Origin of the sequence: Kitasatospora sp. MBT63 (genome assembly GCF_000710465.2) — a bacterium.
GTDB lineage: Bacteria > Actinomycetota > Actinomycetes > Streptomycetales > Streptomycetaceae > Kitasatospora.
Map to the genome: position 1 here is coordinate 20,665 of NZ_JAIZ01000061.1, position 24,250 is coordinate 44,914.

A 24,250-nucleotide genomic window follows, 5' to 3' on the forward strand; every position below is an offset into this window, starting at 1 on the left:
CGGCTGATCCACCAGGTCCGTCCGCCGTAGCGGTGGACGCGACCGCCGCTCCACCGCCCGCCACCTGTCTTCCATCTAAGGATCTCGCTGTGCCGCCCCTGCCCACCGCCGCCCGACCGACAGCATCCATCAGCACCGGCACCCCGCCTGCACGGGACGCCCTGCCGGGCGGGGCACCGGAGCCCGCCGCCTTGACGACGGTGTTCGGCGAGTCGTGCCCGTGCGGCCACACCGTGGCGGTGGCCGCGGCCGACGCGGCGCTGCTGCTGCCCCTGGCCCGCGGCCTGACCACGGCCGCCGTCGCCCGACAACTCGGCCTGAGGGAGAACCAGGCCCGCGACGGCATCAAGAGGCTGCGCACCACCCTCGGAGCCGAGCGGATCCCGCAGCTGGTCGACCTGGCCATCCGGTGGAGGCTGATCGACCCGGGCATGGTCGCCCCGATCCGCCCGGGGCGGCCCAGCCGCGACCTGAAGCGCCTCGAGATCGGCGCCCTGGCGAACGCCGCCGCCGGAATGAGCGCGGACGCCAGCGCCAAGGACCTTGGCATCACCACCGGCCAGCTGGCCAAAGTCCTGGCCGCAGCCCGGGACGTCCTTCTGGCCCGCGACACTGCCCACGCCGTCGCCCTCGGCCACCGCCTGCACCTGCTGCCCAACAGCCACCCGCACCTCGTCACGCACGAGAGTGCCGACCTCGCCGCCGAAGCCGGTGCTGCGTGAGCCTGGAGAGCCACAACGAGATCAGAGGCGGGCAGTTCGGCGCGACCGTGCAGGCCCGCTCGATCGAGAGCCTGACGATCAACCCCGCCGCCCCGGCCCATCGACCTCCCGTTCAGCGCCAACTGCCCCGCCGGCCAGCGCACTTCCTGGACCGCAGCGACATCACCGCGTACCTGACCGAGGAGCTGGCCCGCACCCCGGACCGGATCCACGTCGTGCACTCCCCCGCCGGCATCGGCAAGAGCGCCCTCGCCGTCGAACTGCTCACCAGGCTGCCGTGCCCGCCCGGGGGCCAGCTGTACGCGGATCTGCGCGGTGCCGCCGTCGGCGGGCCGGCCCGCGACCTCGAGATCCTGGCCCGGCTGCTGCGCTCGCTGGGCTGGGACGGTCCGTGGCAGGACCCGGCCGAGGCCGCAGCCTGGTTCCGCAGTGCGACCGCCGAGCGCCCGGTCGCCCTGCTGCTGGACGACGCGGCCAGCGCCGAGCAGGTGCGCGCGGTGCTCCCGGCCACCGGGTCCACCGTGCTGGTCACCAGCCGCAGCGTGCTGCCCGGCCTCGTCGCCGTCGGCGCCGAGCACCACGAGCTGGGGCCGCTCCCGGCGGCCGAGGCGGTGGAGCTGCTGACGCTCCTGGCCGGTACGCGACACATCCCCGACCCGCAGGCCGCCCGGGCCACGGTCGAGGCATGCCGGAACCGTCCGCTGCTGATCGCCCTGGCGGCAGCGCGCCTGCAGACCCGCCCCGGCGCCGCGGCGCTGCCCGACCCCGACGACTCCATGGACGTGATCACCGTTCACCTGACCGAGTCCTACCGGGCGCTGCCCGAAGACGCCGCCGCAGCGTACCGGGCCGCCGGCACCGTGCCGTTCAGCAACATCACCGAGGAGATGCTCGCCGCCGTCCTCGCCACCGACCGGGCGACGGCCCGGCGCAGCCTCGCCGCGCTGGAGCAGGCCGGGCTCATGGCGGCCACCGGCGACGCCTTCACCCTGGTCCCGGCCGGCGACGGCCAGCGTGCCGCCGCCGACCTGGCCCAACTCACCGACAGCCCTGAGCAGCTGACCGAGCAGCGCCGCCGGGCGCTGGAGTGGTGGCTGGCCGCCCTCACCCGAGCCGAGCGGCACCTGGCCCCCCACCACCGCGAGCTGGACCGCACCTACCTCCACCCGGCCACCGCCGACCCGCACTTCGACTCCCGCGAGCAGGCCTGGGCCTGGCTGGCCGGCCAGGAGGAGCAGATCCGCCCGGCCCTCGCCGCCGCCGAGGAGGCCGGCTGGGACGACCTGGCCTGGCAGATGGTCCACGCACTGTGGCCGCTGTGGCACCGGCTCCGTCCCTACGAGCTGTGGCTGTGGGCCTGCCAGCTCGCCGTCGATGCCGCCCGCCGCACCGGCGACGGGCTGGTGCTCCGCGAGATGCTCAACCAGCACGCGGTGGCGCTGCGCGGCCTGCACCGCCCCGCCGACGCCCTTCCCCTGATCGAGGAGGCCCTGGACCTGGCCCGCCGGGACGGGGATCAGCGTGGCGAGGGCCAGCACCGGCACGAGATCGGTGCCACCCTCGTTGAGATCGGCCGGGACAATCCCGGTGACCTCCCCAGCGTCGAGCAGGCCGCCGCCGCCCGGCCGCACCTGACCGAGGCCCGGCAGCTGCGCGAGCAGACCGGCTACAGGCGCGGCGCGGCGGTCACCGACATCCTGCTCGGCCAGGTACACGCCGCCCTCGGCGACCACGACCAAGCGTTGGCCGCTCTGGACCGGGCCCGCGAAACCCTGCTGGCCGTGGACGATCTCCACGACGCCGCCCGGGCGCTCGCCTGGCGCGGCCGGATCCAGCTCTTGAACGGCGAGACCGCCAACGCGGCCAGGGCCCTGCACCACGCGCAGTCGGAGTTCGCTGCCGCGGGCTCGCGTGCCTGGGAGGCGCTGGCCCTGGAGTGGCGTGCGGACGCGGCTGAGGCCGCTGGCCGCCGGGACAAGGTCGACGCGCTGCTGCGCGCGGCGCTGGCGGTCTACGGCGGCAGCCCCCGCGATGCCGGCCGGATCCAATCGCGGCTCGAGCAGACCTCCGCTGGCTCCGGCGCCGAACCGCCGGGCAGGTGATCCGAGCCGGTCGCGGCACGGAGCACTCCGGGACTCCCCCACTTTCACCCAACCTCGTACTGAAGGACCTACTGTGAATGCACTCCCCGAGCTGCTGGCCAAACCCGACCTGGTAGGCCTGGATCTGCCCGGCATGGCCGGGCTCGCCCAGTACCTGCTGGAGGCCGGTGCCCTGCCGACCAGCTCCCACGCGATCCCGGGTGTGCGGGTGGAGGCCGCTTTGGGGGTCGACCGTACCTGTCTGATCGCGCCGGACAACTTCTGTTTCGACGAGGCTGAGGCGAGGCAGGCAGCCGTGCTCGGGCTGCCGGTGCTGACCCACTCACGAGCTGTGGCGATGCTGGTGGACGCCGCGCCGCTCAGCGTGGTGGTGGCAGGGGCCCACACCACCGCGGTGACGGCCACCGCCCTCACCAGCGCCATCGGCTACCGCAACCCCGCATGGGTACTGCCCTCCGCGTTGATCGGCCGGACGCCGGGGCATGCCAGCGGTGGCGATCTGCTGATCGCCACCCTCTCCGCCAGCCCGCCCCCATGCGCTCCGACCGTTCTTGTCGTCACATCCCTCGCCACGGCCGAGCCGGATACGGCCGCCGATGCGGGACTCAACGCGACGCTGGCGGTGGCCCGGAACGCGAAGGTGGTGGTGGCGGCCATCTGGGATCCGGGCGTACGGCGGTTCGTCGAGTTGCTGGCCGGTGAAGGCGGACCGCAGGTGCTCACGGTGGGCACCGACCGGGAGTGCGACGTACGGCTGATGCAGGACATGTGGTCCGGCACCGCAACTCACGCCGCCGTCCGCGACGTGGACGGGGCCGTGCACCGTTTCACCCTGCCCATGCCCGGCCGGCACCACGCGGCAGCCGCGGCGGCCGCGTTCGCCGCAGGCGTCGCGCTGGACTGCCGACCGGCCGATCTCGCCGCCGGCCTTACCGCCTTCCCCGGCGCCGACGGCTGCCTCACCGTGGTCGGAACCGCCGGCGGGGTCGCCGTGATGGCCACCTCTATCCGAAGTGCCGAGGAGTTCCACGCCGACCTGGACACCGTCCTCAACTTGACGGACGGCCCCCTGCTTGTCGCCGTCGACACCACCGGGCTCGACAACGAGACCGCCGCCCGCGTCGGCACGGACCTCGCCGACGCTGCCCGCCTCGTACTCACCGGCCCGGCCGACGACCCCAGCGCCACCACTCAGGCCGTCGTCCGCGCCGCCGGAGCCGCCGGAGTCCCCGATGAGGAGATCACCGTCTGGCGGCCCGGCCCGTGCAAGCCGAACCTCGTCGCCGTACTCGCAGAACTGGCGGTGCCCGGCGGCACCGTTCTGATCTCCGCCGACGACGCCCACGGTCGAGCCGAGCAGCTCTTGGAGCACCTGCGCACCGCCACCCCGGCAGCGAACAGGACTCGCTGATGCACTCCCAGCTCACGACCGCCCCGTCGACCGCTGTCGGAATCCCGGCCTCGACCGAATTACACCCGGGCCATGTCCCGGTCGGCCCGCTTGTGCTGGGTGCGTGGCTACGCACCGAGCGCTGCGCCGGCGGGATCCGGCTGCGGACGTCCGCCGCCACCATCGGGCGCACGGTCCGTGATCTGCGGGACATCGAGGCCGGGATGGCCCCGGCCGCGCCCGGCGAGATCTACACCCTGCTGCAGCTGTACGGAAGCGGCGCCGACCAGCACCACGCGCTGACCGCGATCGCCCACGTTCTCCACGACGGCACCGAGCCACACGACCAGCTGGCCGACCTCTGCCAGGGCTGGCCGAGCCGCCTGTTCCAACTGATCTGGCAGGCCAGCCGGGTGAGAGCTGCCGCCAACTGCGTCGTCCCGCTCGGCCTGCGGTCCCCTCTATACGGTGCGACAGTCGCCGAGCAGATCATCGGCGTCGCCGAAGACGACCTCCCCCTGCTGACCCACCCGATTCCAGCCTCGCGCCTGACCGCGCAGCCGTGGACGGTCGTGCTCGGCGAAGCCATTGCGATTCGCTACTTCCTACCGGGGCTGGACGCCCAGCTCGACCACCTTCTGCACCTTTCCGAGACCGGCGCCGTCGACCTGCGCGTGGCCACCGGCCCCGCTCACCCCAGTGCCGAGCTCCTCGAGCTCGTCCTTCCCGGGCCGCCCGTCGTCACAGTCGTCGCCGAGGTCACCCGCCGAGGTGTCCTCTACCGGGCCGGGCCCCACGGCGCGGCCGGGGAACTGTCCCGGCTGATCGACAGCGCCCGAGCCGGCGCGGCCTCCCCGGAGGCCAGCCGCATCCTGCTGCGCCGCTCCTACGCCGCCCTTGCCATCGCTGCCCTGGCCGCCGCCGTCTCCTGACCTTTGATCCGCTCCATCCCACCCAATGAACGGACAGCCACCACAGTGCCGCGTACTTCTTCCCCCACCGCACCCGTCCCGTTGAGCACCCCGTTGGAGGAACTCGTCCCGCTGAGCGACAACAGGGCGGCCGTCCTGCTGAGTACGAGCGGAGTCGTTGAGTACGGCTGCGACGCGATCGGCAGCAGCGCACACTTCGCGCGCGTGCTCGGCCACCGCGACCACGGTGACTGGGCCCTCGCCCCGATCGACGGCGGCCGGGCCGACCGCAGCGGCTGGCAGGGCGACACCGCAGTTCTCGTGCAGGAGTGGACCACCTCCGGCGGCACAGTACGTATCAGCTCCTTCATGCCGCCCCAGCCGCATCGCGGCGCGCCCAGCCGTCTGCACCAGGTCATCGAAGGCGTCACCGGCAGCGTCCTGATCCGCTCCGAGTTCGCACCCCGGTTCGAGGACGGGCGGCTGCCCGGGCACTCCGAGACGCTGGTGCGGCCCGACGGGTCGCGCGCGCTGCGGCTGTCCGCCGGACCGGTCACCCTGCGCCTCGACGGGCCGGCCCACCGCCTCGACGCGTGCGGTCGGTGGACGGCGGACTTCACCGTATCCGCGGGCGAGCGGATCGCGCTCACGCTGACGATCGGCAACTTCGAACTCGGGGCGGACACCGTGCCGCACGCCCACACCGACCTGCGCGCCACCCTCCGCGACTGGGACGAGTGGACGGCCCGCCTCACCTACACCGGGCCCAACCGCGAGGCGGTGCTGCGCAGCGCCATGCTGCTGCGGGGCCTGACGATCCGGGGCACCGGCGCCGTCGCGGCGGCATTGACCCGCAGTCTGCCGGAGCTGATCGGCGGCGAGCGGAACTGGGACTACGAGGCATGCTGGTTGCGTGACGCGGCGCTGACCATTCACGCCCTGGTCAGCGTCGGATTCCTGGACGAGGCGGCGCGGTGGCGCGGATGGCTACTGCGAGCCGTCGCCGGCGACGTGACCAAGATCGCCATCATGTACCGCCTCGACGGCGGCCGGACCCTGACGGAGCGCGAGCTGGACTGGCTGCCCGGCTACGAGGGCTCCCGTCCGGTGCGGGCCGGCAACGCCGCCGCCACCCAGCGGCAGAACGACGTCTACGGCGAGGTCATCCAGGCCCTGGTGGCGGCCGAGCATGCCGGGCTGCCCGCCGACCCTGGCATCGACGCCCTCCTGCCGGCGCTCGGCGAGGAGATCGTGCGGATCTGGCGGCAGCCTGACGCAGGGATCTGGGAAGTGCGCGGGCCGGAGCGGCGCTTCGTCCATAGCGCCCTGATGTGCTGGCAGGGCCTCCAGCTGTTGGTGGAGTGGGCCGAGGCGCGGACGCGCACCAGGGTGCCCGTCGTGGATGCCAGTACGGTGGCCCGCTGGGCGGCCGAACGCGACACGATCAAAGCCGACATCCTCCAGCACGCCTTCGACCCGGATCTCCGGGCCTTCACCCAGTACTACGGCGGGCGGGAACTGGACGCAGCGGTGCTGCTGATGGCGACGAACGGCTTCCTGCCGCCCGACGACAAGCGACTTGTCTGCACGATCGACGCGATCTCGCGGGAGCTGACCGACCCCGCCGGCTTTGTCCGCCGCTATATCCCCGCGGCAGACGGCCGCGTGGACGGACTCACGGACGACGAGGGCGCGTTCCTGGCCTGCAGTTTCCACCTGGTCCAATCGCTGGCCTACATCGGCCGCACCGCCGACGCCAACGAGTTGTTCGGCAAGCTCCTCGCGCTGCGCACCCCCCACGGGGTGATGACCGAGATGTGGGACGCCGAGCGGAAGCGGCCGGTCGGCAACATGCCCCAGGCCTTCACGCTCTGGTCGCTGATCGGTGCCGCTCTGGCCCTTGAGGTCCGGCCCGGCGGCGGCACCGGCCACGTCGTGCTCCCCGGGCAGCGCACCCAGAACACAACAACGACGGTCGCCGTGTGACCAAGGCCGCGCCCACAGCTGCCGCCCGGAGGCATCCGTCCCGATGGCCGGACCGCAGCCCGAGCCGGACCTGCCCCCGCCGGCCCCTGATCCGGGGCCGGCGGGGACTTTCCGAAATCTCGGAAGACGAACACGGACAGACAGACATGTGAGAGCGGGCGGTGAAGTGCCCGGACCAATCACCAATCCCGATGAATAGGAGAGGCACCGTACGTGGGAGCTCTGTTGTGGCCGCACCAGGAGGAGGCAACCGAAAGCGTTGCCAAGGTGCTCGCCCAAGACCGCAAAGCTGTGCTGCTGATGGCCTGCGGAACAGGCAAGAGCCGTACTGCGGCAGCGGTCGTCAACACGATGCTTGACCATCCAAGCGGCCACATCCTCGTCGGAGCGCCCACGCTGGATCTTCTCTCCCAGATGCTCCAGCAGTGGATCGACGCCTTCGGCCGCAGGTGGCTCGGCGAGATCCTGGCAGTGTGCACCGACAAGGAGCTCCTGTCGGCCCAGGTCTTCCGCGGCGGGCCGGGCGCAGGCGTCAGCAGCAACCCCGCAGACATCGCGCACCAGCTGGGACCTGACCGCAGGGTGACTACTGCGGTCACCTACCAGAGCCTGCACACCCTGGTTGCAGCCCACCGTGACCACGGGCTGCAACCATGGGACCTGGTGATCGCCGACGAAGCGCATCGCACTGTCGGCGTCAACAACAGCTGGTCCGTGATCCACGACGAACGGCTGCTCCCGTCCCGGCTGCGCCTGTCGATGACCGCAACACTGAAGGCCGTTATCGGAAGCGAGGACGATGACCGGGCCGTAAGCCTGGACCGGCCGGACCAGGTCGGACCCATCGCGTACAGCCTGCCGTTCAGCCAGGCCATCGAGCGGGACTTGCTCGCGGACTACCGGCTGGTCGTCGCTACTGTCACCGACGACGACATCCGCGCGCTCGTGTCCGACGGCAGCCAGTATCTGACGATCGGCCACAGCAGTGTCGAGGCCGCCGTCTTCGCCAAGGCCATCGCGGTCCTGCGGGCCGCAGCGAAATACGGCTGCCGGCGGATGATCACCTATCACGCCACGATCGCCGCCGCCAAGGCGTTCGCGCTGGTCCTCCACCAGGCGATGGAGCACCTGCCAGCGGAGGAACGACCGGCATCGCTGTGGACCGGACACGTCAACGGCGAGCAGCGCCGCGAGACTCGCCGACGGGTCTTGGACCGGCTGCGCACCGGGACCGACGCCCTGACGGTGGTGACCAACGCGAAGCTCCTGACCGAGGGCGTCGACGCACCGGAAGTCGACTCGGTTGCCCTCATCGACGAGCGCGGCTCCGTCATCGACCTCATCCAGATCATCGGACGTGCCCTGCGCCGCGGTGACCGGAACAGTCCCAAGACCGCCACCGTGATCATTCCCGCACTTGTCGGTCCCGGCGATGGCGGAGATGAGGAGGCTGCCTCCGCCTCAGCAGTGCTGGCACCGGTGATGGCCATGGCCGCAGTGGACGACCGGGTTCGTGTGACGCTCGACCGTGCCAGACGGGGCCGGCACACCACACACTCCGGCTCCGGTGGCGGGCCGAGCTCCTCGCTCCCGGACTGGATCTCCTTCGAGGGCACCGCGGTCCCGGAGAGCTTCGTCCAGGCGATCAGGGTGTCTGCTCTCGACGCCTCTGCCTCCCGCCGCGAACACATCCTGGACGCGCTGGCCGCCTTCAAGGCCGAGCACGGCCATCTTCTCGTCCCCCTGGACTGGGTCAGCCCCGCCGGGGTCATGGCCGGCAGGTGGCTCGCCAACATCAGGAGGAGGCCCGGCTACCTGCCCCCCGCCATCCGTCAGCGCCTGGATGAACTCGGTGTGGTCTGGAACAAGCTCGACGCGGCCTGGGACCAGTTCATCACCGACCTGGCCGCGTACAAAGAGGAGTACGGGGATCTGCTGGTTCCGAGCGCCTACGTCACCCCCGAAGGGCGGAGGCTCGGCTACCGCGTCCAGCACGCCCGTGCGGACTACGACCGCTACACCCCCACCCAGCGCAAGCAACTGGACGACCTGGGCTTCGTCGTGAGTGACCTGGAGCGGCGCCGTCAAGTCTGGATGGGGCTCCTTCGGCAGTACATCGCTGACACCAGGCGCCGGCGCGTGGTGCAGAGCTACGTCACACCTGATGGCGACAAGCTCGGCGCCTGGTTCAACACCGTCCTCGTCAAGGCCCGCCGGGGACAGCTTTCCGATGAGCACCGAGCGGAACTTGTTGCGGTGGGAGCCGATATCCCCCTCCCGAGGGATGCTCCGAATCGTCCTGGCCTCGACCCCGACCCCACGCATGCCTCTACCGCCGTGCTCTGACGGTGAGGTCCGCCCTGATCACCGTGCCGCTGCGAGGAGCCCTCCCCGTGCCCAGGGACCTGGCCGCACGGCTGCAGATTGCCGCAGCGGCGTCGCCGCTAAGCCCGCCCTGGAGGTCTACGTATGAAGATCGAGATAGTCCTGATGTCTGTTCCTCGGGTCGCGGCCGTGCGGGTTGCCAACCAGCGAATGGGCGGGACCTGGGGGCCACAGCGGTGAGCACGGCCGACGTCGCACCCCAACTTCCTGCCCTTGTCGCCGCCCGGGTACCGCGAGACGCATGGCCGACCATGAACGCAGCGAACCCCCTGCGGTTCGCGGTACTCGGCGCCCCGGTTCTTCACACCACGGCGCTCACCCGCCGCGGGCACCAGGCCGCCACCTACCCCGGGCCTGGTCTGATCGTCCCGGCTCCGGGACTACCGCTCACCGCGGGGCTCTTCAGCCTGGACGCGATCGATGACGCTGCCGCCGGGCAGGTCCGCCAGCTGAGCACGACCTTACCCACCGTGCCGGTGATCGTCATCGGGCGGCTCCTCGCCAAGGTCGGCGCCCCCACCCGCCTGAGCGCGGCCGCCGTCGCCGCCCGGCACAGCCTGCTGCCCGATCGTCCCACCGCTCCATCCCTGCAAGGAGAACGTCCAGCATGACCGGAGGGACGGCCGGCCCGGCCGAGCTTGCGGAGTACCTCCAGCTCAAGAAGCGGAAGGAGGAGAAGGCACGCCTAAAGGAGGAGATGAAGCTCCTGGCGGACCCCACGACGGACTTCAGCATCCTTCAGGACCGCGTCTTCGGGCGGCTGCTGCGAGCGGTCTGCGCCAGCGGCGTCGTGCCGGAGCCGTTCAGGGACGAGCTGGTGCTGCGGGTGAGCGCCGGCCGGTGCCGCGCACCGTACCTGCGCGCCCTGTTGCTCGGCGACAAGGTGCCCGGCGTCATGCCGCTGGCTGTCGTGGCGTGGGAGGCGATGGCAGCGGCACCGCACAAGGCGGTCGCCGTGCTGACCGCCCACCACCAGGCCACCGACGAGTGCGCCCGGCTGGTGGTCCGCCAGGTCCCGGTGTCCGGGGACGGAGTGGCCGTCCAGGCCGCCTGCCGCTCGGACGCCGGCTTCGTCCACGGCGCCGCGGCCTTCGCCCACACCCTGGAGGCGGCACAGGACCTGGCCGTCCTGAGCCTGCTCGGACACCTCAGCGGAGCCCACCCGGTCGCCCAGAGCGAGCCGGACGGGGACGGCTGGTCGCCGTACGGTGCCAAGCCGGCACCGGAACCTCCGGCCGCTGCTCCGGGGGCGTTCCACACCGAGCTGCTGCGGCTGTGCGCGCTGGAGACGGTGGCGCCGGCGGTCCTGGCCGAGATCTCCGCCCGGGTCCGCGCGGGCGCCCTGACAGCACGCGACCTCCACCTGGTCCTGTTCCGGGCCGCCGGGCCGCAGTGGGAGCCGGTACGCGTGACCGCGCTGGAGGCCGCGGCGGCCCCCGGCAAGGCCCAGGCCGTGCTGAAAGCCCACGCCAAGGAGGCAGGGGCCCTCAGGCCGGTGTACCAACAGGAGCCGGCCGCGGACCCCGCCGACTTGGGGGAGCGCCATGCCGTCCGAGTCGTCTACGAGGTCGGCGAGCACGTGCACGAGGTGACCAGCGGCCTCTACCGCTCGCCGACGACGGCCCTCTCCGTCGCCGCGCTCCGCCTGCTGGCCGACCTCGCCGGCCTTCCCACGCCCGACCTCGCCGGACCGGCCGCCGCAGACCCTCAGGGAGGTGAGAACAACATCGCCACGCTGCGCGAGATGGAGCAGGCGATGCTCCTGACCGGTCTGCAGATCGAGGACGACGACGAGCTGACCGGCACCTCCTTGATGTTCAACTGCCGTATCACGTGCAGCGCCGGCGGCCGGGACCTCGAGTCCCGCGGGAGTGGGGCGAGCACCGCAGGCGCCCGGGTCAAGGCGGCGGACGCGATGCTGCGGCTCGTTCTCGACCTCCCCAGACTCGACCCCCACCCCAGGCAGCCACCACAACTGCCGGTGAGGATGGTGGCCCCGCCGGAGCTCACCGACGGCCGGGATCCGCTGCGGGTGCTGAAAGTGCTGCGCGACCGGCGGACGATCACCGACGTGACGGAGGACGTCGGCGCTCCGACCGGCCCGGCCCACAGCCCGCGGTTCCCCTGCACCTTCTCCTGCCGCATCCAGGGCGCCGCCTACTCGGCCACCGCCCGCGCCGTCGGCAAGCAGACTGCCCGGCGCGAGGCCGCACGAGCCCTGCTGCGTCGGCTCGGCACCGTCCCCCTCCCCGCCACCGTCACCGCGCCGGCCGCACCACCGGCCCCCGAGCCCGTGCCGGTCCCGGCGCAGCGCCGCGCTCCGGCGGCGAGCGCCGCCGAGGTGGTGGCGGCCGAGCGGGCGGTGTGCGAAGTGCTGCTGGACGGTGCGGCGATGGTCGCCGAGCCGGTGGACGGCGGCATGGCGATGTCAGTGTTCCGGGTGGACGGCGCTGCTCTGCCGGGCGGCTGCCCCGCACCGCTGCTGGAGGCCGACCTGGAGCTGGTCCTCCCTCACATGGGCGTGGGCGTTCGGGCGGTGGCCGTTGCCGTCTGGCGGGTGCCGGTGCGGCTGCTGACCGGCATCCTGGCCCGGCTGCCGGACCAGGGCCTGCATCCGTCGGTGCGGCTGTGGGCGCGGGCGACCCGGCTCGCGCTGACCGCGATCGCGGCCGGGCTGCTCTACCCGACCCTGGACGCCGGCGACCGCGACGTGTGGCGCCTGGGCCCGCTCCCCGCAGGGCTGGCCGCCGAGGCCGCGGGGCTTGCCGACGCGATGCCGGCCCACGCCCACTGCGTGCCGGCCGCCCGCGCGCCGTACCGGCTGTGGGCGCCGCGCACCGTGCTGCGCCAGTACCTGGACGCCGTGGCCGAGGCGGTGGTCCGCGGTCCCGGCACCGCCGCCGTCCTGGGGACCGGGCCGTGGAGCGGCCCGGTCCCGCGCCCGCAGCAACCGCGGCTCCGGGCCTGGTGCGACCAGGTGGAGCGCAGCATCGGACACCGGCTGCCGGCGCTGGTCGTGACCATCCGGCAGCCGTCCGAGGGCAGCCCCCTGGACACCGACCTGCTGTGGGTCCAGCTGGGCGTGCGCACCACCACCACGCGCGGCGGGCGCCTCCACCTCGTCCCTGCTGCGGAGTACCTGCCCGTCGCGGGCTGCGACCTGGCCCGGCTGGAGCGGGTCCGAAGCGCGCTGAGGGCGGCCGAGCCCGCCTGGCCGCCGCTGGGCCGGCTGCTGGAGCAGGAGCGGCCCGGCCGGTTCACCGTCCGCCCTGCCGAAGCGGCGCTGCTCCTGGGCGAGATGGGCCAGCGCCTCACCCGGGCCGGCGTCGAGGTCGCCTGGCCCGGGCACTGGGCGATGGGGCTGCAGCTGCGCACCGTCGTCGGCTCCCGCCCCGTCCCTGAGGCCACCGACGCCCCGCACCGCTTCGGCCTCGCGAACCTGCTGGACCTCCGCTGGCAGCTCGCCCTCGACGGCGACCACCTCACCGAGGCGGAGATGGACGCCCTCGCCGCCTCGGGCCGGCCGCTGCAGCAGGTGCGGCGGCGCTGGGTCCTTCTCGACAGGCCCACCGCCCACCGCGCCGGCCACCGCGACATCGGCACCCTCGACGTCCCCCAGGCCCTGGACGCCGCGCTGACCGGCTGCGCCGCCGTCGACGGAGTGGACCACCCCTGCGATCCGGCCGGACCGCTCGCCGACCTGGTCGAAGCGCTGCGCCCCGGTGCCCGCGAGCCCGTGCCCGCGCCCGCCGCGCTGACCACCGCGCTGCGCGACTACCAGGAACGCGGCATGAGCTGGCTGGCCCACACCCTGGACCTCGGCTTCGGCGCCGTCCTGGCCGACGACATGGGCCTGGGCAAGACCGTCCAGACCCTCGCGCTGCGGCTTCACCGCCGGGAACAGATCGCCCGGCCCCACCCGGACCTGATCGTCGCACCGGCGAGCATGATCACCGTCTGGCAGCGCGAGATCGCCCGTTTCGCCCCCGGCACCCCGACCCGTATCTACCACGGCCCCGAACGCACCCTGGAGGGCGTCACCGCGGACACGGTCGTCATCACCACCTTCGGCACCCTGCTGCGCGACGTCGACGCCCTGGCCGGCTTCCCGGTCGACCTCCTCATCGTCGACGAGGGGCAGTTCGCCAAGAACCACCTGAGCCTCACCGCCCGCGCCCTGCGCCGCATCCGCAGCACACGGCGCATCGTGCTGACCGGCACCCCGCTCGAGAACCGCCTCCTGGACCTGTGGTCGGTCGCAGACCTGGCCAACCCCGGCCTCTTCGGGACAGTGCGCGTCTTCGGCGAGCGCTTCGCCCGGCCGATCGAGGCGGACCCCGGCGGCGAGGCGACCCGCCGCCTGTCCCGGCTCATGAGCCCGTTCCTGCTGCGCCGCCGCAAGAGCGACGCCCACATCCTCCAGGAACTTCCCCCGAAGATCATCTCCCACCGCTGCATCCCGCTGACGCCCGAACAGGCCGTCCTGTACGAGCGGGTAGCCCAGGAGGCGATGGAGCGCATCCGCACCGCCGAGTCGCCGCACCGGCACGCAATGGTCCTGACGCTCCTGTCCGAGTTGCGGAAGATCTGCAACACCCCCGCCCACTACCTGAAGGAGGAGCCGCAGGAGCCGGGCACCTACGACGTGCCGGCGGCGCGGCGCCGCTCGGGCAAGCTCGCGGCCCTCGACGAGCTCGTCGAACAGGTCCTCCAGGAGGAGAGCGGCGGGGGCGCGCTGGTGTTCACCAACTACGCCGTGATGGGGCGGCTGCTGGTCGCCCACCTCAAGGCGCAGGGCATCGCACCCTTGTTCCTGCACGGCGGCGTCCCGCCCGGCCCCAAGCGGCAGCACCTCGTCGACGCCTTCCAGGACGGGCTCAGCCCGGTCCTGATCAGCACGATGAAGGCCGGCGGCAACGGGCTGACGCTCACCCGCGCCACGGACGCGATCCTCTACGACCGCCCCTGGAACCCGGCCGTCGAGGACCAGGCGACCGACCGCGCCCACCGCTTCGGCCAGGACAGCACGGTCCGCGTCCACCGGCTGACGACCGAGCTGACGGTCGAGGACCGCGTCGACGCCCTCCTTCACCACAAGCGGATCCTGGCCGACGCCGCCGTTCCCCATGCCGCGGAGACCGCGCTCGGAGAGCTCTCGAACGGCGAACTCGCCGACCTCATCACCCTCGGAGCACGCCCATGACCCCCAACGGCCCGTGGGCCCAGGCCTGGCAGCTCGCCGCGCAGCAGGCCGCCGCCCACCAGCACACCTTCCTTCAGGCAAGCGCGATCCACCTCGCGGGCGGAGTCGGCGACCTGAACCTGGCCGCCGGGAGGGCCACCGGGCTCGTCACCGCCCACCAGGACGAGCCGGCCCGCGCCCAGCTGGACCTCGTGCCGTTCACCGCCGACGAGCAGGCCACGCTCGCCGCCGCCCTCGCGGCCGGCCCGCACCGGGAACTGCTGCTCGCCGGGCACCTCCCGGCAGCGCTCACCGACTCCGACCACACCGGCGGCATCAACATCGCCCCCGACCCCGGGCACTTCACCTGGGACTGCTCCTGCGGCCAGGCACCCTGCCGGCACACCGCCGCCCTCGCCCACGCCGTCACCGACCGCCTCGACGCCGACTCCGCTCTCCTCCTTCTCCTACGGGGGCTTGGCGAGCACCGCCTCACCCAGCTCCTCCACGACCACGCCCCCGGCGCCCGCCCCAAGCGCCAACACCAGTACGCCGCGCTCGTCCCCGCCCACCAGGCCTTCCAGGCCCGGCCGGCCGCGCTGCCCACCCCTGCGGCATCCGAACCCCTCCAGGAGCCGAACGCCGTCACGTTCGCCGACGCGCCGCTGCCCGCACCGCCCGAACCCGCCCCCGCGCTCGCCCAGCTGCGCCACCTCGCCGCCCTCGCGGCCGACGAGGCCCGGTACCTCCTCGCGGGCCGCGGCACGCCGGACAGCGACCCGGTCAGCGACGCCGTCCGCATCGCCGCCGCCCTGCCCGCCGCCGGAAAGGTACCCGACCTCGCGCACCACCTCGGCCTGGAACCCGACGAACTACGCCTGCTTCTGGCCGCCCACGTAGCGGGCGGCGCGGCCGGAGTACGGGCCGCCCGGACGGACTTCCCCGCCGACCCGGCCCTGCTGGAGCGAGCACAGCGGGCCATCGCCCCGCTCCGGCCCGCCAGTCGGGCACCCCTGTCGGCCGAGGGCAACCGGATCACCGACACGCTCGTCGGCGTCCAGGTCCGCGTCGACCCCGACGGGAACTGGCACCCGTTCACGGCGGCCGACGGCGACTGGAGGCTCGCCGGGCCGGCGGCCCAGGACGCCGCGGGCGCGTACCGCGACGCTCTCGCATCCCGCCGCATCCGCACGAAAGTGCTCTCCCAGGACCGAGGTCGGCATGCCTGAGCTGACGGCCGTCCAGGTTCCGGCGGCATCCGCATGAGCGGGTCGGTGCCGGTGAGCGGCACCTCGCAGAGGAACACGGACCTCGAGAGGATCGTGCGGGACGAACTCAAATGGTCGATGTCGGGTTTCGCCAAGCGGGTTCGCGAGCGCTGCGCGGCCACCGGCCAGCCCCGGTCCGTGAGCACCAGCACGGTGTCGCGATGGTGCGCGGGGGCGCACCCGGGGCCGGATCTGGCGGCCGCGGCGTGCTACGTCCTCACCCAGGCGTGCAAGCGCCCAGTGACACCCGAGCACCTGAGGTGGCCCCCCGAGGATGTGAGGGTCGCCGAGCAGGCGCTCCAGTACGGCGACCTGACCCACGCGGTGCGGATGCTGAGCCGACTGTGGCAGATGGACGCCGTCCCCGGAAGCGCGTCGGTACGAGCGATGCCGTTCGCCGCGACGCCCCCTGCGCTGGAGGCGCTGGTCATGCTGCCCGACCCCGAGATCGCAGGGTCCGGGCAGCGCCGGGTGACCGTGGCGGACATCGAGTTGCTGGACGCGCACACCGACCTGTACGGCAGGACGGACGCCCGGCACGGCGGCGGGCGGTTCCGCTCCGTGTTCGCCGGCTTCCTGGCCGCCCACGCTGTTCCGCTGCTCGAAGGCGGGTACAGCACCGGGCGCGGGCGGCGACTGCTCGGCAGCGTCGCCGACGCGGTGCTCGCGCTGGCGAGCATGGCCTACGACGACCAACTCCCGGGCCTGGCGCAGCGGTACGACGTGCAGGCGATGCGGCTGGCGCAGGCGATCGGTGATCGCGGCCGGCTGGCGCGCGGCTGCATCCACCAGGCACGGCTGGCGGCGGTGCGGGGGGACGGCCGGGAGGTGCTGACCCACGCCCGCAGCGCGGTGGTCGCGGCCACCGGCTCTCCCGCGCTGGTGCGGGCGTATGTCGCGGTGACGGAGGCAAGGGCCTGGGCCTACAACGGGGACGCCGGCCAGTGCCGGGCGGCGGTGGAGCGGGCGCGGGCGGCGTTCAACCGGGCCGGGAGCGGGTCGGACCCGCGGTGGCTGGCGTGGCTGGACCGCCCGGAGCTGGAGGGCCAGGCCGCGTGGGCGCTGGCGATGGCCGGGCTGGTCAAGGAGGGCAGGCAGGCGCTGAAGGTGGCGATGGGCCTGTCGCCGGAGCGCACGCGCGACAGCGTGGAGCTGCTGATCACCGGTGCCGAGCTGGCCCGGCTGCGCGGGGACCGGGCGGAGCGCGAGGAGTTGCTGGCGAGGGCGAAGACGACGGCGCAGCACCTCAAGAGCCGCCGGCTGGCGCGGCGCCTGGCCGACGCCGCCGCGGGCGGCCCGCTCCACGACTTCTGACCCCGGGCCGACCGGGCCGGGCTGCCGGTGGTCAGGGAGCCGATCAGGCCGCGGTGGAGCCGAGCCAGCTGAGCCTGGAGCGGACGTCGATCGCCGCACGGGGCCGGGCCGCCTCGCCGGGGACCGGGGTGCCGACGTACAGGTAGCCGAGCAGCTGCTCGTCGTCTCCGATGCCGAGGTGCTTGCGAACCTGCGGCGCCTCCGGGCAGGGGCCGCCGAACCAGACTCCGCCCCAGCCGCGCGCGTCCAGGAGCAGCAACAGGGTGATGGCCATCGCGGACGTCGCTGCCAGCTGCTCCCAGCGCGGGACGGTCGGGTGGTCGCGGGGCTGGAAGACGAGGCCGAGCATCAGCGGTGCGCGCAGGTGCTTGGCGGCGATCCGCTCGGCCAGGTCGGCGGTGGGCGCGGCCTCGGCGGCGGCTTCGCCGAGCCGGGCCCGGGCGTCGCCACAGATCGCGATCACGCGCCAGGGACGCAGCTGCCCGTGGTCGGGCGCAGTGGCCGCAGCCGCCAGCAGGTCGAGGAGTTCGGCCTCGCCAGGGGCAGGCTCGGTGAGGCGGATGGTGCTGCGCCGGGCGCGGATCGCCGCCTCGGTGCCGACCGCGGCGGGCCGGGAGTCGGAGGTGGAGGTCACCGGGCTGCTCCCGGGGTGCCGGTCTGCGCAGGGGCCGGCACCTCGGCGGGACCCGGGGTCGTCAGGTCGGGGGCGCCCCGGGTGAGGCGGTCGAGCAGGGGCGCAGTGGCGGCGGTGGTCACGACCGCCATGAGAACCATGATCGTGAACAGGCCGGTGGAGATGACGCCGAGCTGGAGGCCGATGCCTAGGACGACGATCTCGGTGATCCCGCGGCAGTTCATCAGGGTGCCCATCAGCGCCGACCACCGCCAGTCGCAGCCGGCCAGCCGGGCCGCCCCGGCGGCCCCGATCCACTTGCCCGCCACGGCGACGGCCAGGACCAGAGCGGCCCAGCCCCACTGGCCGGCCGGGAGGTGGGCGAGGTCGGTGTGCAGGCCGAGGTCGACGAAGAACAGCGGGAGCAGCACCGGGACGAAGACCGCCTGGAGGCGGGCGGCGGTGCGCTCGACGGCCGGCAGGCCGCGCGGCACCGTCGCGCCGAACAGGAACGCTCCGAAGGCGGGGTGGACGCCGATCCGGTCGGTGGCGCACGCGGCCAGGAGCAGCCCGGCGACCAGCAGCACCGTCACCAGGTCATCCGAGCTGCGGGCGACGCGCTCCAGCATCCACTTCAGCACCGGGCGGGCCAGGGCCAGGGCTGCGGTGAGGGCAGCGGTGAACGCGAGGGCGGTGAGTGCATCCAGCGGGGAGCCGGCGGTGGCCAGGGCGGTGACGGCGATGAGCAGGCACCAGGCGAGCGCGTCGTCGGTGGCCGCGCACGCGAGGGCGAAAGCGCCCAGGCGCGTGGTGGCCAGGCCCCGGTCGGTGAGGATCCGGGCGAGGACGGGGAACGCGGTGACGGACAGCGCGGTGGCGACGAACAGGACGAACGGCAGCCGCTGCACGCCGGGCGGGGCCAGGGCCGGGTACATCACGACGGCGAGCCCGGCACCGAGGCCGAGCGGCAGCAGGATGCTCCCGGCGGCGACGGAGGCCACGGCGCGGCGGGTGGTCCGCAAGGAGCGGAAGTCGAGTTCCAGGCCGACGAGGAAGAGGAACGCGAGCAGGGCGATGTTGCCGAGCACCGAGGTGTAGGGCAGGACGGTGGCCGGCAGCAGGGCGTGCTGGACACCGGGGGCGACCCAGCCGAGCAGGGAGGGGCCGAGGAGTATACCGACGGCCATCTCGCCGATGACGGGCGGCTGGCCGAGGCGGCGGGCGGCCCAGCCGCCGGCCTGGCAGGCCAGCACCACGGCCGGGACGGCGAGGAGGACGAGCGAGAGCGGAGTGGACAACAGGGTCTCCGGGCGAAGGGCCGGCCTGGAGTGCGGGCTCCGAGAGCGGCCGGGCAGGGATCGACATGCAGGGCGGGCAGCTGCTCGACGGCAGCGGCGTCGAGGCCGGGCGTTCGGTCAGGCCGTGGGGAACAGGGCCTGGTAGAGCGGGTCAGCCCGGAAGGGGCCGCCGTGGTGGGGGGAGGTCAGCGAGGCGTGGTGCTCCTGGCCGCCGGTGGTGCGCAGCGTGGCGGAGAGGTGGTAGTCCGGGTGGATGCCGTCGTCGCTGAGTGCTGTTTCGATGGTGAGTTCCAGGACGTCTCCGGGTGCGACCGGCACGGGCTGGTCGAAGAGCGGGAAGTAGATGCTGGCCCAGTTGGTCTTCATGCGCAGCGCGTCGAGCGGTTCCTCGTCGGGCAGGCACCAGAGGTTGAGCCAGGTGAGCACGCCGTCGACGTGGCCGGCCCGGGTGATGGCCAGGCGGGTGGTCGTGCGCTGCTGCGTGCGCAGGTCGCCGTTGAAGTCGAGCACTTCGACGGGCCGGCCCTCGCAGAGGAGGGCGTCGGTGTTGGGGTTCTCGATGCGCAGCCGGATGTCGAAGGGGCTGCCGTGCCAGTCGAAGATGTGCTGCAGGTACGGCAGGGCCTCCTCGGCGAACGCGACGGGCTGGCCGGGCAGTAGGCCGGGGAGGTGGACGGGGGCGGCGAGGGTCACCGCGCGGTGCGGCACCACCAGGCCCCCGGGCGCCAGGTGGCGGTCGCGGGCGTCGGTCAGGACGGCTGCCGCGCCTTCGGCGCCGGCCAGCGAGCCGATGATCTCCGCCACGCAGATGTCGGCCCTGGGTGCGAACTGGAGGGCGGTCGACTCGCCGTGCAGCAGCGTGATCATGTCGCGCTCGTCGAGGGTCTCCAGGGTGCCGGCGGCCGTGTGGAAGGCGTCCGCGATGACCTCGACGGCCACCGCGGTGCGGGCTCCGGCCTGCACGCTCTCGCGGGCCCACAGGAGGTCCTCGCCGGTGCCGATGTCCAGGACGCGCCGGCCCGGGGCGAGCTTGGCCAGCGCCGCGAGGAAGCGCTGGTTGCGCTCGTGGTCGGTGGTCATGGTCGAGTAGAGGAACCCGTCGTAGATGGGGTACTCGCCGACCGTCGGCCACAGGGCCGCCCTGCCTTCCCGCCCGGGCTCCGGGTCCACCTCCACGAGCACGGTGTGTCCGTGTACCTCAAGCTCTCGGGTCTTGTGCATGGTCAGCCTTTCGCGGGTGTTCGGACGGTCGGGCGGGGTCTGCGCTCGGTGCTCGGCCGCCGGTCGCCGCAGTTTCGGCGGCCGGAAGCGGTGCTCGGCCGCCGAGCGGGCGCGGCGGCTCGGCCCGGCGGCCGTGCTTGCCGGGCTCGGGTGGTGCGCGGTCGGGGGTCAGGTGCGCAGCAGGGGCAGGGTGGTGCAGCGCAGGGAGCCGGGGATGCGGGTGACCTCGGAGTAGTCGACGGCCAGGACCTCGAGTCCGAGGGCGGTCAGGGCGGCGGCGATGCGGTCGCTGCCGGCGGCGACGACGACCGTCATGGGGCCGATGGCCAGGACGTTGACCTGGACGGCGCGGGCCTCGGCGTCGGTGACGGGGACGAGGTGGTCGAAGTGGGCGTCGAACCAGCGGTTCTGGTCGGCGGTGAAGACCTCGCGGTGGATCAGGGCGGTGCCGGGCGCGACCACGGCGAGGTGGTCGTCGAGGTGCACGATCCCCTTGACCGCGAAGGGCACCGGGACGACTTCGCGGCCGATGCCGTGCCGGGCAAGGGCGTCCTGGAGGGCGGCCGCGCCGTCGGGGCTGGTCTCCTCGCTGAGGCCGACGAGGACCCGGGTGGTGTCGGGGAGCAGGACGTCGCCGCCCTCGATCGTGCCGCGCGCGAGGTCGACGGGCTGGACGCCGAGGGCGGGGTCGGCGAGGGCGTCGGCCTCGGGCAGGCGGTGCTCGGAGTTGAGGCGGGCGCGGATGAGGAGGTGGTCGACGGCGAAGGCGATGTCGCGGGGGTAGTGCTGCACGGAGCAGCCCGGAGCGTCGGGGAGCAGGACCACGTCGGTGCCACGGTCGCGGAGCAGGGCGATCAGCCGGTCCTGCTGTGCGCGGACGGCGCCCGGGTCGTAGGTGCCCCAGGTGCTGGTGGCCTGCTGGCGGGCGAGGACCGGGTGGACGCCGGGGCCGTCCAGGGGGCGGGTGAAGTCTCCTGCGTGGCGCATGGCCACCCGCTCGAGGGTGCCGTACTCGGTGGCGACACGGACAGCGTGGTCCACGGGTCCTCCAGGGATCGGTGCGGGCGCGGTGGTGTGCGGGGTGGAGGCGGTCCCGGCACGGCCCGGTGGGTCTGCGGGGGCGGGCGCTGTCAGGCGCGCCCGCCCCCGCAGGGCCCGTGGGTCAGCCGGCCGCGCCGGGCTGGGCGCACTGGGCGAGCCAGGGCGCGGCCTCGGCGACCCGGTTGAGGTTCGTGGGAACCAGGGCCGGGTCGGTGCCGTAGTCGTCCAGGGCGGTGGCGAGGAAGCCGATCATCGTGTCGTCGCCGTAGTCGCGGGCGGCGAGGTGGGTTCCGCACCTGCCGCAGAATCCTCGGGCCGTCTTGCCGGGGTAGGTGTCGAACCAGGTCGGCTCACCGCCCTCGCCGGTCCACTCCAGCCCGTCCGCCCGGAACCCGACCCACCACTGGAACGGCGCGCCGGAGCGCTTGGCGCAGTGGGCGCAGTTGCACACGTGCGGGTCGTCCACCGGCCCGGTGACGGTGAAGCGGATCCAATCGCACAGGCAGCCGCCGGAGCGGACCTTGAGGTCGGGGCCGGTTGCGGCAGCGACGATGGCAGTGGCAGTGGCAGTGGCGGTGGCGGTGGCGGTGACGACGGCGTCGGACACTAGTTCAGTTCCCTTGCACGGTAGGCCAGTTGGGTCCACCAGTGTGCCATCGCGCAGAAGATCTGGAGGAAGCCCTCCAGGGCCTGCGGCAGGTCGAGGTGGAAGAGGTCACTCTGACGGACGAACCGGGCCAGGCCCTCGATGTGGGCCTCCTCCACGCTCATGCCGCCGACCTGCGCGGCCTCGTGGCCCTCGTCGAGGTGGAGCCGGTAGTAGTAGTCCAGGTTCTTCAGCTGCGCGCCGCTGGACTGGATGGTCAGCTCGCCGTACCGGTCGGTGATGGCGCGCAGGATCTCCGTCTCGGCGACGGCGACGCCCTCGGTGGCGTAGTAGCCGCCGGCGATGAGGCCGGTCATGTGGCTGTTCACCAGGACCTGGTGCTGGAGGACCAGCTTGGCGGTCTCGTCGGCAGGGACGTGGCCGTTAACGAGCAGGCCGAGGTCGGCGAGCAGCGCGCGGGTGTAGAGGATGTAGTGGGCGGGGACCTTGCCGGGCTCGCCGCCCTCCTCCAGGAAGTTGCGGTCGAACTCGTGCCCCAGCGCCGGGCAGGAGCCGTAGACCTGGCTGGCCGCCAAGCGCAAGAACTGCGCGTTGTGCCGGGCGAAGACCGCCAGCTCCGCGATGTACATGCGGGCCTGCGCCGCGGTGAGGGTCGCGGGGTCGACCAGGGAGCGGATCTGCCGGTAGACCGCGTCGATCATGGGCCTGAGGTGCTTGTCGACGAGGTCGTCGCCGCTGTCGCGGGTGCCCTGGAGGGTGGCGTGGATGTAGCCGCGGGTCTCCGGGTTCGCGGCCAGGTACACCTCGACGAGGCTGGTACCGCGCAGGCTGTCGAGCGTGGGCGCGGTGGCGGTGGTGGTCACGCGGTCTCCTCGGGCGTGGTGGTGAGGCTCAGGCCGCCGGTGGCGCCGAGCGTGCGGATCGCGGCGAGCACCTGCGGGTCGTCGGGCAGGGTGGTGGGGCCGGCGTTGAGGCGCTCGACCAGGTCGGGGGTGAGGACGGCGGGGTCGGCCGCCGTCTCGCAGCCGCGCAGGAACGCCTGCTCGCCGGTGACGATCAGCCGGTAGGGGGCGCGGACAGCGACGCTCGTGCCGGGCCCGAGCGCGACGGCGGCGAACGCCGCGGCGACCTCGTCCCGGGCGAGGTCGAGTTCGGTCTGCTGCCAGCCGCCGTTGCTCAGGACGGTGTACCACCGCTGGTGGGCGTGCTGGGCGGCGGCGGCCGTCGCCCGCTCGGCGGCGGCGGTGAACGCGTCGGCGGCCACCGCGCCCAGGCGGCGGGCGAGCTCGCCCGGGCCGCCGGCCAGCGGCTGCATCGGGGAAGGCCGGCCGGCGTCGGTGTCGGGCTCGCTGGCCAGGAGGTTCTCCAGCAGGTCGGGCGCGATCCAGCCGCGGGCGACCGCGGCGTCGGGGAAGGTGTAGAGGGGGATGGCGACGGAGATGCTGAACTCGTCCTGGCGGCCGACGTGGAAGACGCGCTCGGGCAGGAACAGGGCGTCGCCGGGCTCCAGGGCGAAGTGCTGGCCGTGTTCCAGCAGCCACGTGTAGTCGCCGTACAGCGGCTCGCTGCCGCCGGTGAGCTTGCGGTACTCCTCGGCCGGCCAGCAGTAGAAGTCCTTGGTGCCGGGGCCCTGGTGGGTGAGGACCGCGTTCTCGTAGCCCTCGTGCACGCCGAACGCGGTCCCGCTGTAGTTGCCGACGAAGGCGACCAGCTCGGCGCCGCCGGCCGGGACGCCCCAGCCGTCGATCAGCGCGCCGACGAACTCGCCCAGGCCCGCGGCCAGCGGCTCGGAGACGCTCTCCAGGGTGTTGAGGACCAGGCTGAACCGGTCGGCGCCGATCTGCTCCTGCATCCACGCGACGAAGTCGCCCTGCGGCCAGGCGTCGGCGGCCAGGACCTTGTCCACCAGGTCGGGGCGGTGCTCCTCGCCCACGTACACCCGGGCGTTCGCGGTGATCTCCACTCCGGCGGCGTGGGCCCGCCGGATCGCGGCGAAGCCCTCGAGCACGGCGGCGGGGTTCGCCGCCGACGGGGGGATGATGCCCTTGAACAGGTACGGGCGCGTCATGCCGTCGGTCCTGGCGGGCAGGGTGTCGGTCCAGAACTCGCGGGGCGGGGGCCACTGTCCGGGGGTGCTGCTCATGGCCGGGTACTCCTTCGGTTTCGCGGCCGCGCGGGGGCGGCCGGGTGGGCGTGCACGGGGTGCGGGC

The 24,250-nt window shown here is 73.5% G+C and carries 17 protein-coding genes; 10 read left to right on the top strand and 7 right to left on the bottom strand.

Features of this window, described 5'->3' with window-relative positions:
• Positions 1–191: 191 nt before the first annotated feature.
• The 10 genes from AA75_RS04160 to AA75_RS04205 all read left to right on the top strand — a co-directional run bounded on the left by AA75_RS04160 (position 192) and on the right by AA75_RS04205 (position 17,260).
• Positions 192–722 carry a hypothetical protein gene (locus AA75_RS04160; protein ID WP_149037929.1) on the top strand — a complete coding sequence of 177 codons (531 nt, stop codon included), beginning with the start codon at positions 192–194 and terminating at the stop codon, positions 720–722.
• Positions 719–2,824 (top strand): hypothetical protein, encoded by a 2,106-nt coding sequence (locus AA75_RS04165; RefSeq protein WP_033818348.1) that lies wholly within the window; start codon positions 719–721, stop codon positions 2,822–2,824. Before AA75_RS04160 ends, AA75_RS04165 begins: the two co-directional genes overlap by 4 nt.
• A gap of 73 nt (positions 2,825–2,897) precedes the next feature.
• Positions 2,898–4,235 carry a hypothetical protein gene (locus tag AA75_RS04170; protein WP_033818349.1) on the top strand — a complete coding sequence of 446 codons (1,338 nt, stop codon included), beginning with the start codon at positions 2,898–2,900 and terminating at the stop codon, positions 4,233–4,235.
• Positions 4,235–5,146 (top strand): Scr1 family TA system antitoxin-like transcriptional regulator, encoded by a 912-nt coding sequence (locus AA75_RS04175; protein WP_033818350.1) that lies wholly within the window; start codon positions 4,235–4,237, stop codon positions 5,144–5,146. Before AA75_RS04170 ends, AA75_RS04175 begins: the two co-directional genes overlap by 1 nt.
• A gap of 81 nt (positions 5,147–5,227) precedes the next feature.
• Positions 5,228–7,111 carry a glycoside hydrolase family 15 protein gene (locus AA75_RS04180; RefSeq protein WP_149037930.1) on the top strand — a complete coding sequence of 628 codons (1,884 nt, stop codon included), beginning with the start codon at positions 5,228–5,230 and terminating at the stop codon, positions 7,109–7,111.
• A 213-nt stretch (positions 7,112–7,324) separates the two neighbouring features.
• Positions 7,325–9,457: a DEAD/DEAH box helicase gene (locus tag AA75_RS04185; protein ID WP_051811808.1), complete on the top strand. Its 2,133-nt coding sequence runs from the start codon at positions 7,325–7,327 to the stop codon at positions 9,455–9,457.
• Positions 9,458–9,747: 290 nt separating this feature from the next.
• Positions 9,748–10,107, top strand: coding sequence for a hypothetical protein (locus tag AA75_RS04190; protein ID WP_033818351.1), 360 nt, complete (start codon positions 9,748–9,750; stop codon positions 10,105–10,107).
• A complete protein-coding gene (locus AA75_RS04195) occupies positions 10,104–14,699 on the top strand; it encodes an SNF2-related protein (RefSeq protein ID WP_051811810.1) in 4,596 nt (1,531 codons plus the stop codon). The genes AA75_RS04190 and AA75_RS04195 overlap by 4 nt, the downstream gene beginning before the upstream one ends.
• Entirely contained in the window at positions 14,696–15,907 is a 1,212-nt protein-coding gene (locus tag AA75_RS04200) for a hypothetical protein (protein WP_033818352.1), read from the top strand. The genes AA75_RS04195 and AA75_RS04200 overlap by 4 nt, the downstream gene beginning before the upstream one ends.
• Before the next feature lie 177 nt (positions 15,908–16,084).
• Positions 16,085–17,260: a transcriptional regulator gene (locus AA75_RS04205; RefSeq protein ID WP_233288921.1), complete on the top strand. Its 1,176-nt coding sequence runs from the start codon at positions 16,085–16,087 to the stop codon at positions 17,258–17,260.
• Between the two features lie 43 nt (positions 17,261–17,303).
• Here AA75_RS04205 and AA75_RS04210 read toward each other — a convergent pair whose 3' ends face one another.
• The 7 genes from AA75_RS04210 to AA75_RS04240 form a co-directional block, all read right to left on the bottom strand.
• The gene (locus tag AA75_RS04210; RefSeq protein WP_051811812.1) at positions 17,304–17,894 is read right to left on the bottom strand and encodes a nitroreductase family protein; all 591 of its coding nucleotides are present in this window, start codon (positions 17,892–17,894) and stop codon (positions 17,304–17,306) included.
• Positions 17,891–19,171, bottom strand: a complete 1,281-nt coding sequence (locus AA75_RS04215) for a cation:proton antiporter (RefSeq protein WP_033818354.1) — start codon at positions 19,169–19,171, stop codon at positions 17,891–17,893. Before AA75_RS04215 ends, AA75_RS04210 begins: the two co-directional genes overlap by 4 nt.
• Positions 19,172–19,288: 117 nt before the next feature.
• Complete coding sequence (locus tag AA75_RS04220) at positions 19,289–20,392, bottom strand: SAM-dependent methyltransferase (protein WP_033818355.1); 1,104 nt, start codon at positions 20,390–20,392, stop codon at positions 19,289–19,291.
• 168 nt (positions 20,393–20,560) lie between these two features.
• Positions 20,561–21,433: a dimethylarginine dimethylaminohydrolase family protein gene (locus AA75_RS04225; protein ID WP_033818356.1), complete on the bottom strand. Its 873-nt coding sequence runs from the start codon at positions 21,431–21,433 to the stop codon at positions 20,561–20,563.
• Between the two features lie 121 nt (positions 21,434–21,554).
• Entirely contained in the window at positions 21,555–22,040 is a 486-nt protein-coding gene (locus AA75_RS04230) for a GFA family protein (RefSeq protein ID WP_233288922.1), read from the bottom strand.
• Entirely contained in the window at positions 22,040–22,903 is an 864-nt protein-coding gene (locus AA75_RS04235) for a DUF3865 domain-containing protein (protein WP_233288923.1), read from the bottom strand. The genes AA75_RS04230 and AA75_RS04235 overlap by 1 nt, the downstream gene beginning before the upstream one ends.
• Complete coding sequence (locus AA75_RS04240; protein WP_033818357.1) at positions 22,900–24,183, bottom strand: hypothetical protein; 1,284 nt, start codon at positions 24,181–24,183, stop codon at positions 22,900–22,902. The genes AA75_RS04235 and AA75_RS04240 overlap by 4 nt, the downstream gene beginning before the upstream one ends.
• Positions 24,184–24,250: the final 67 nt, after the last annotated feature.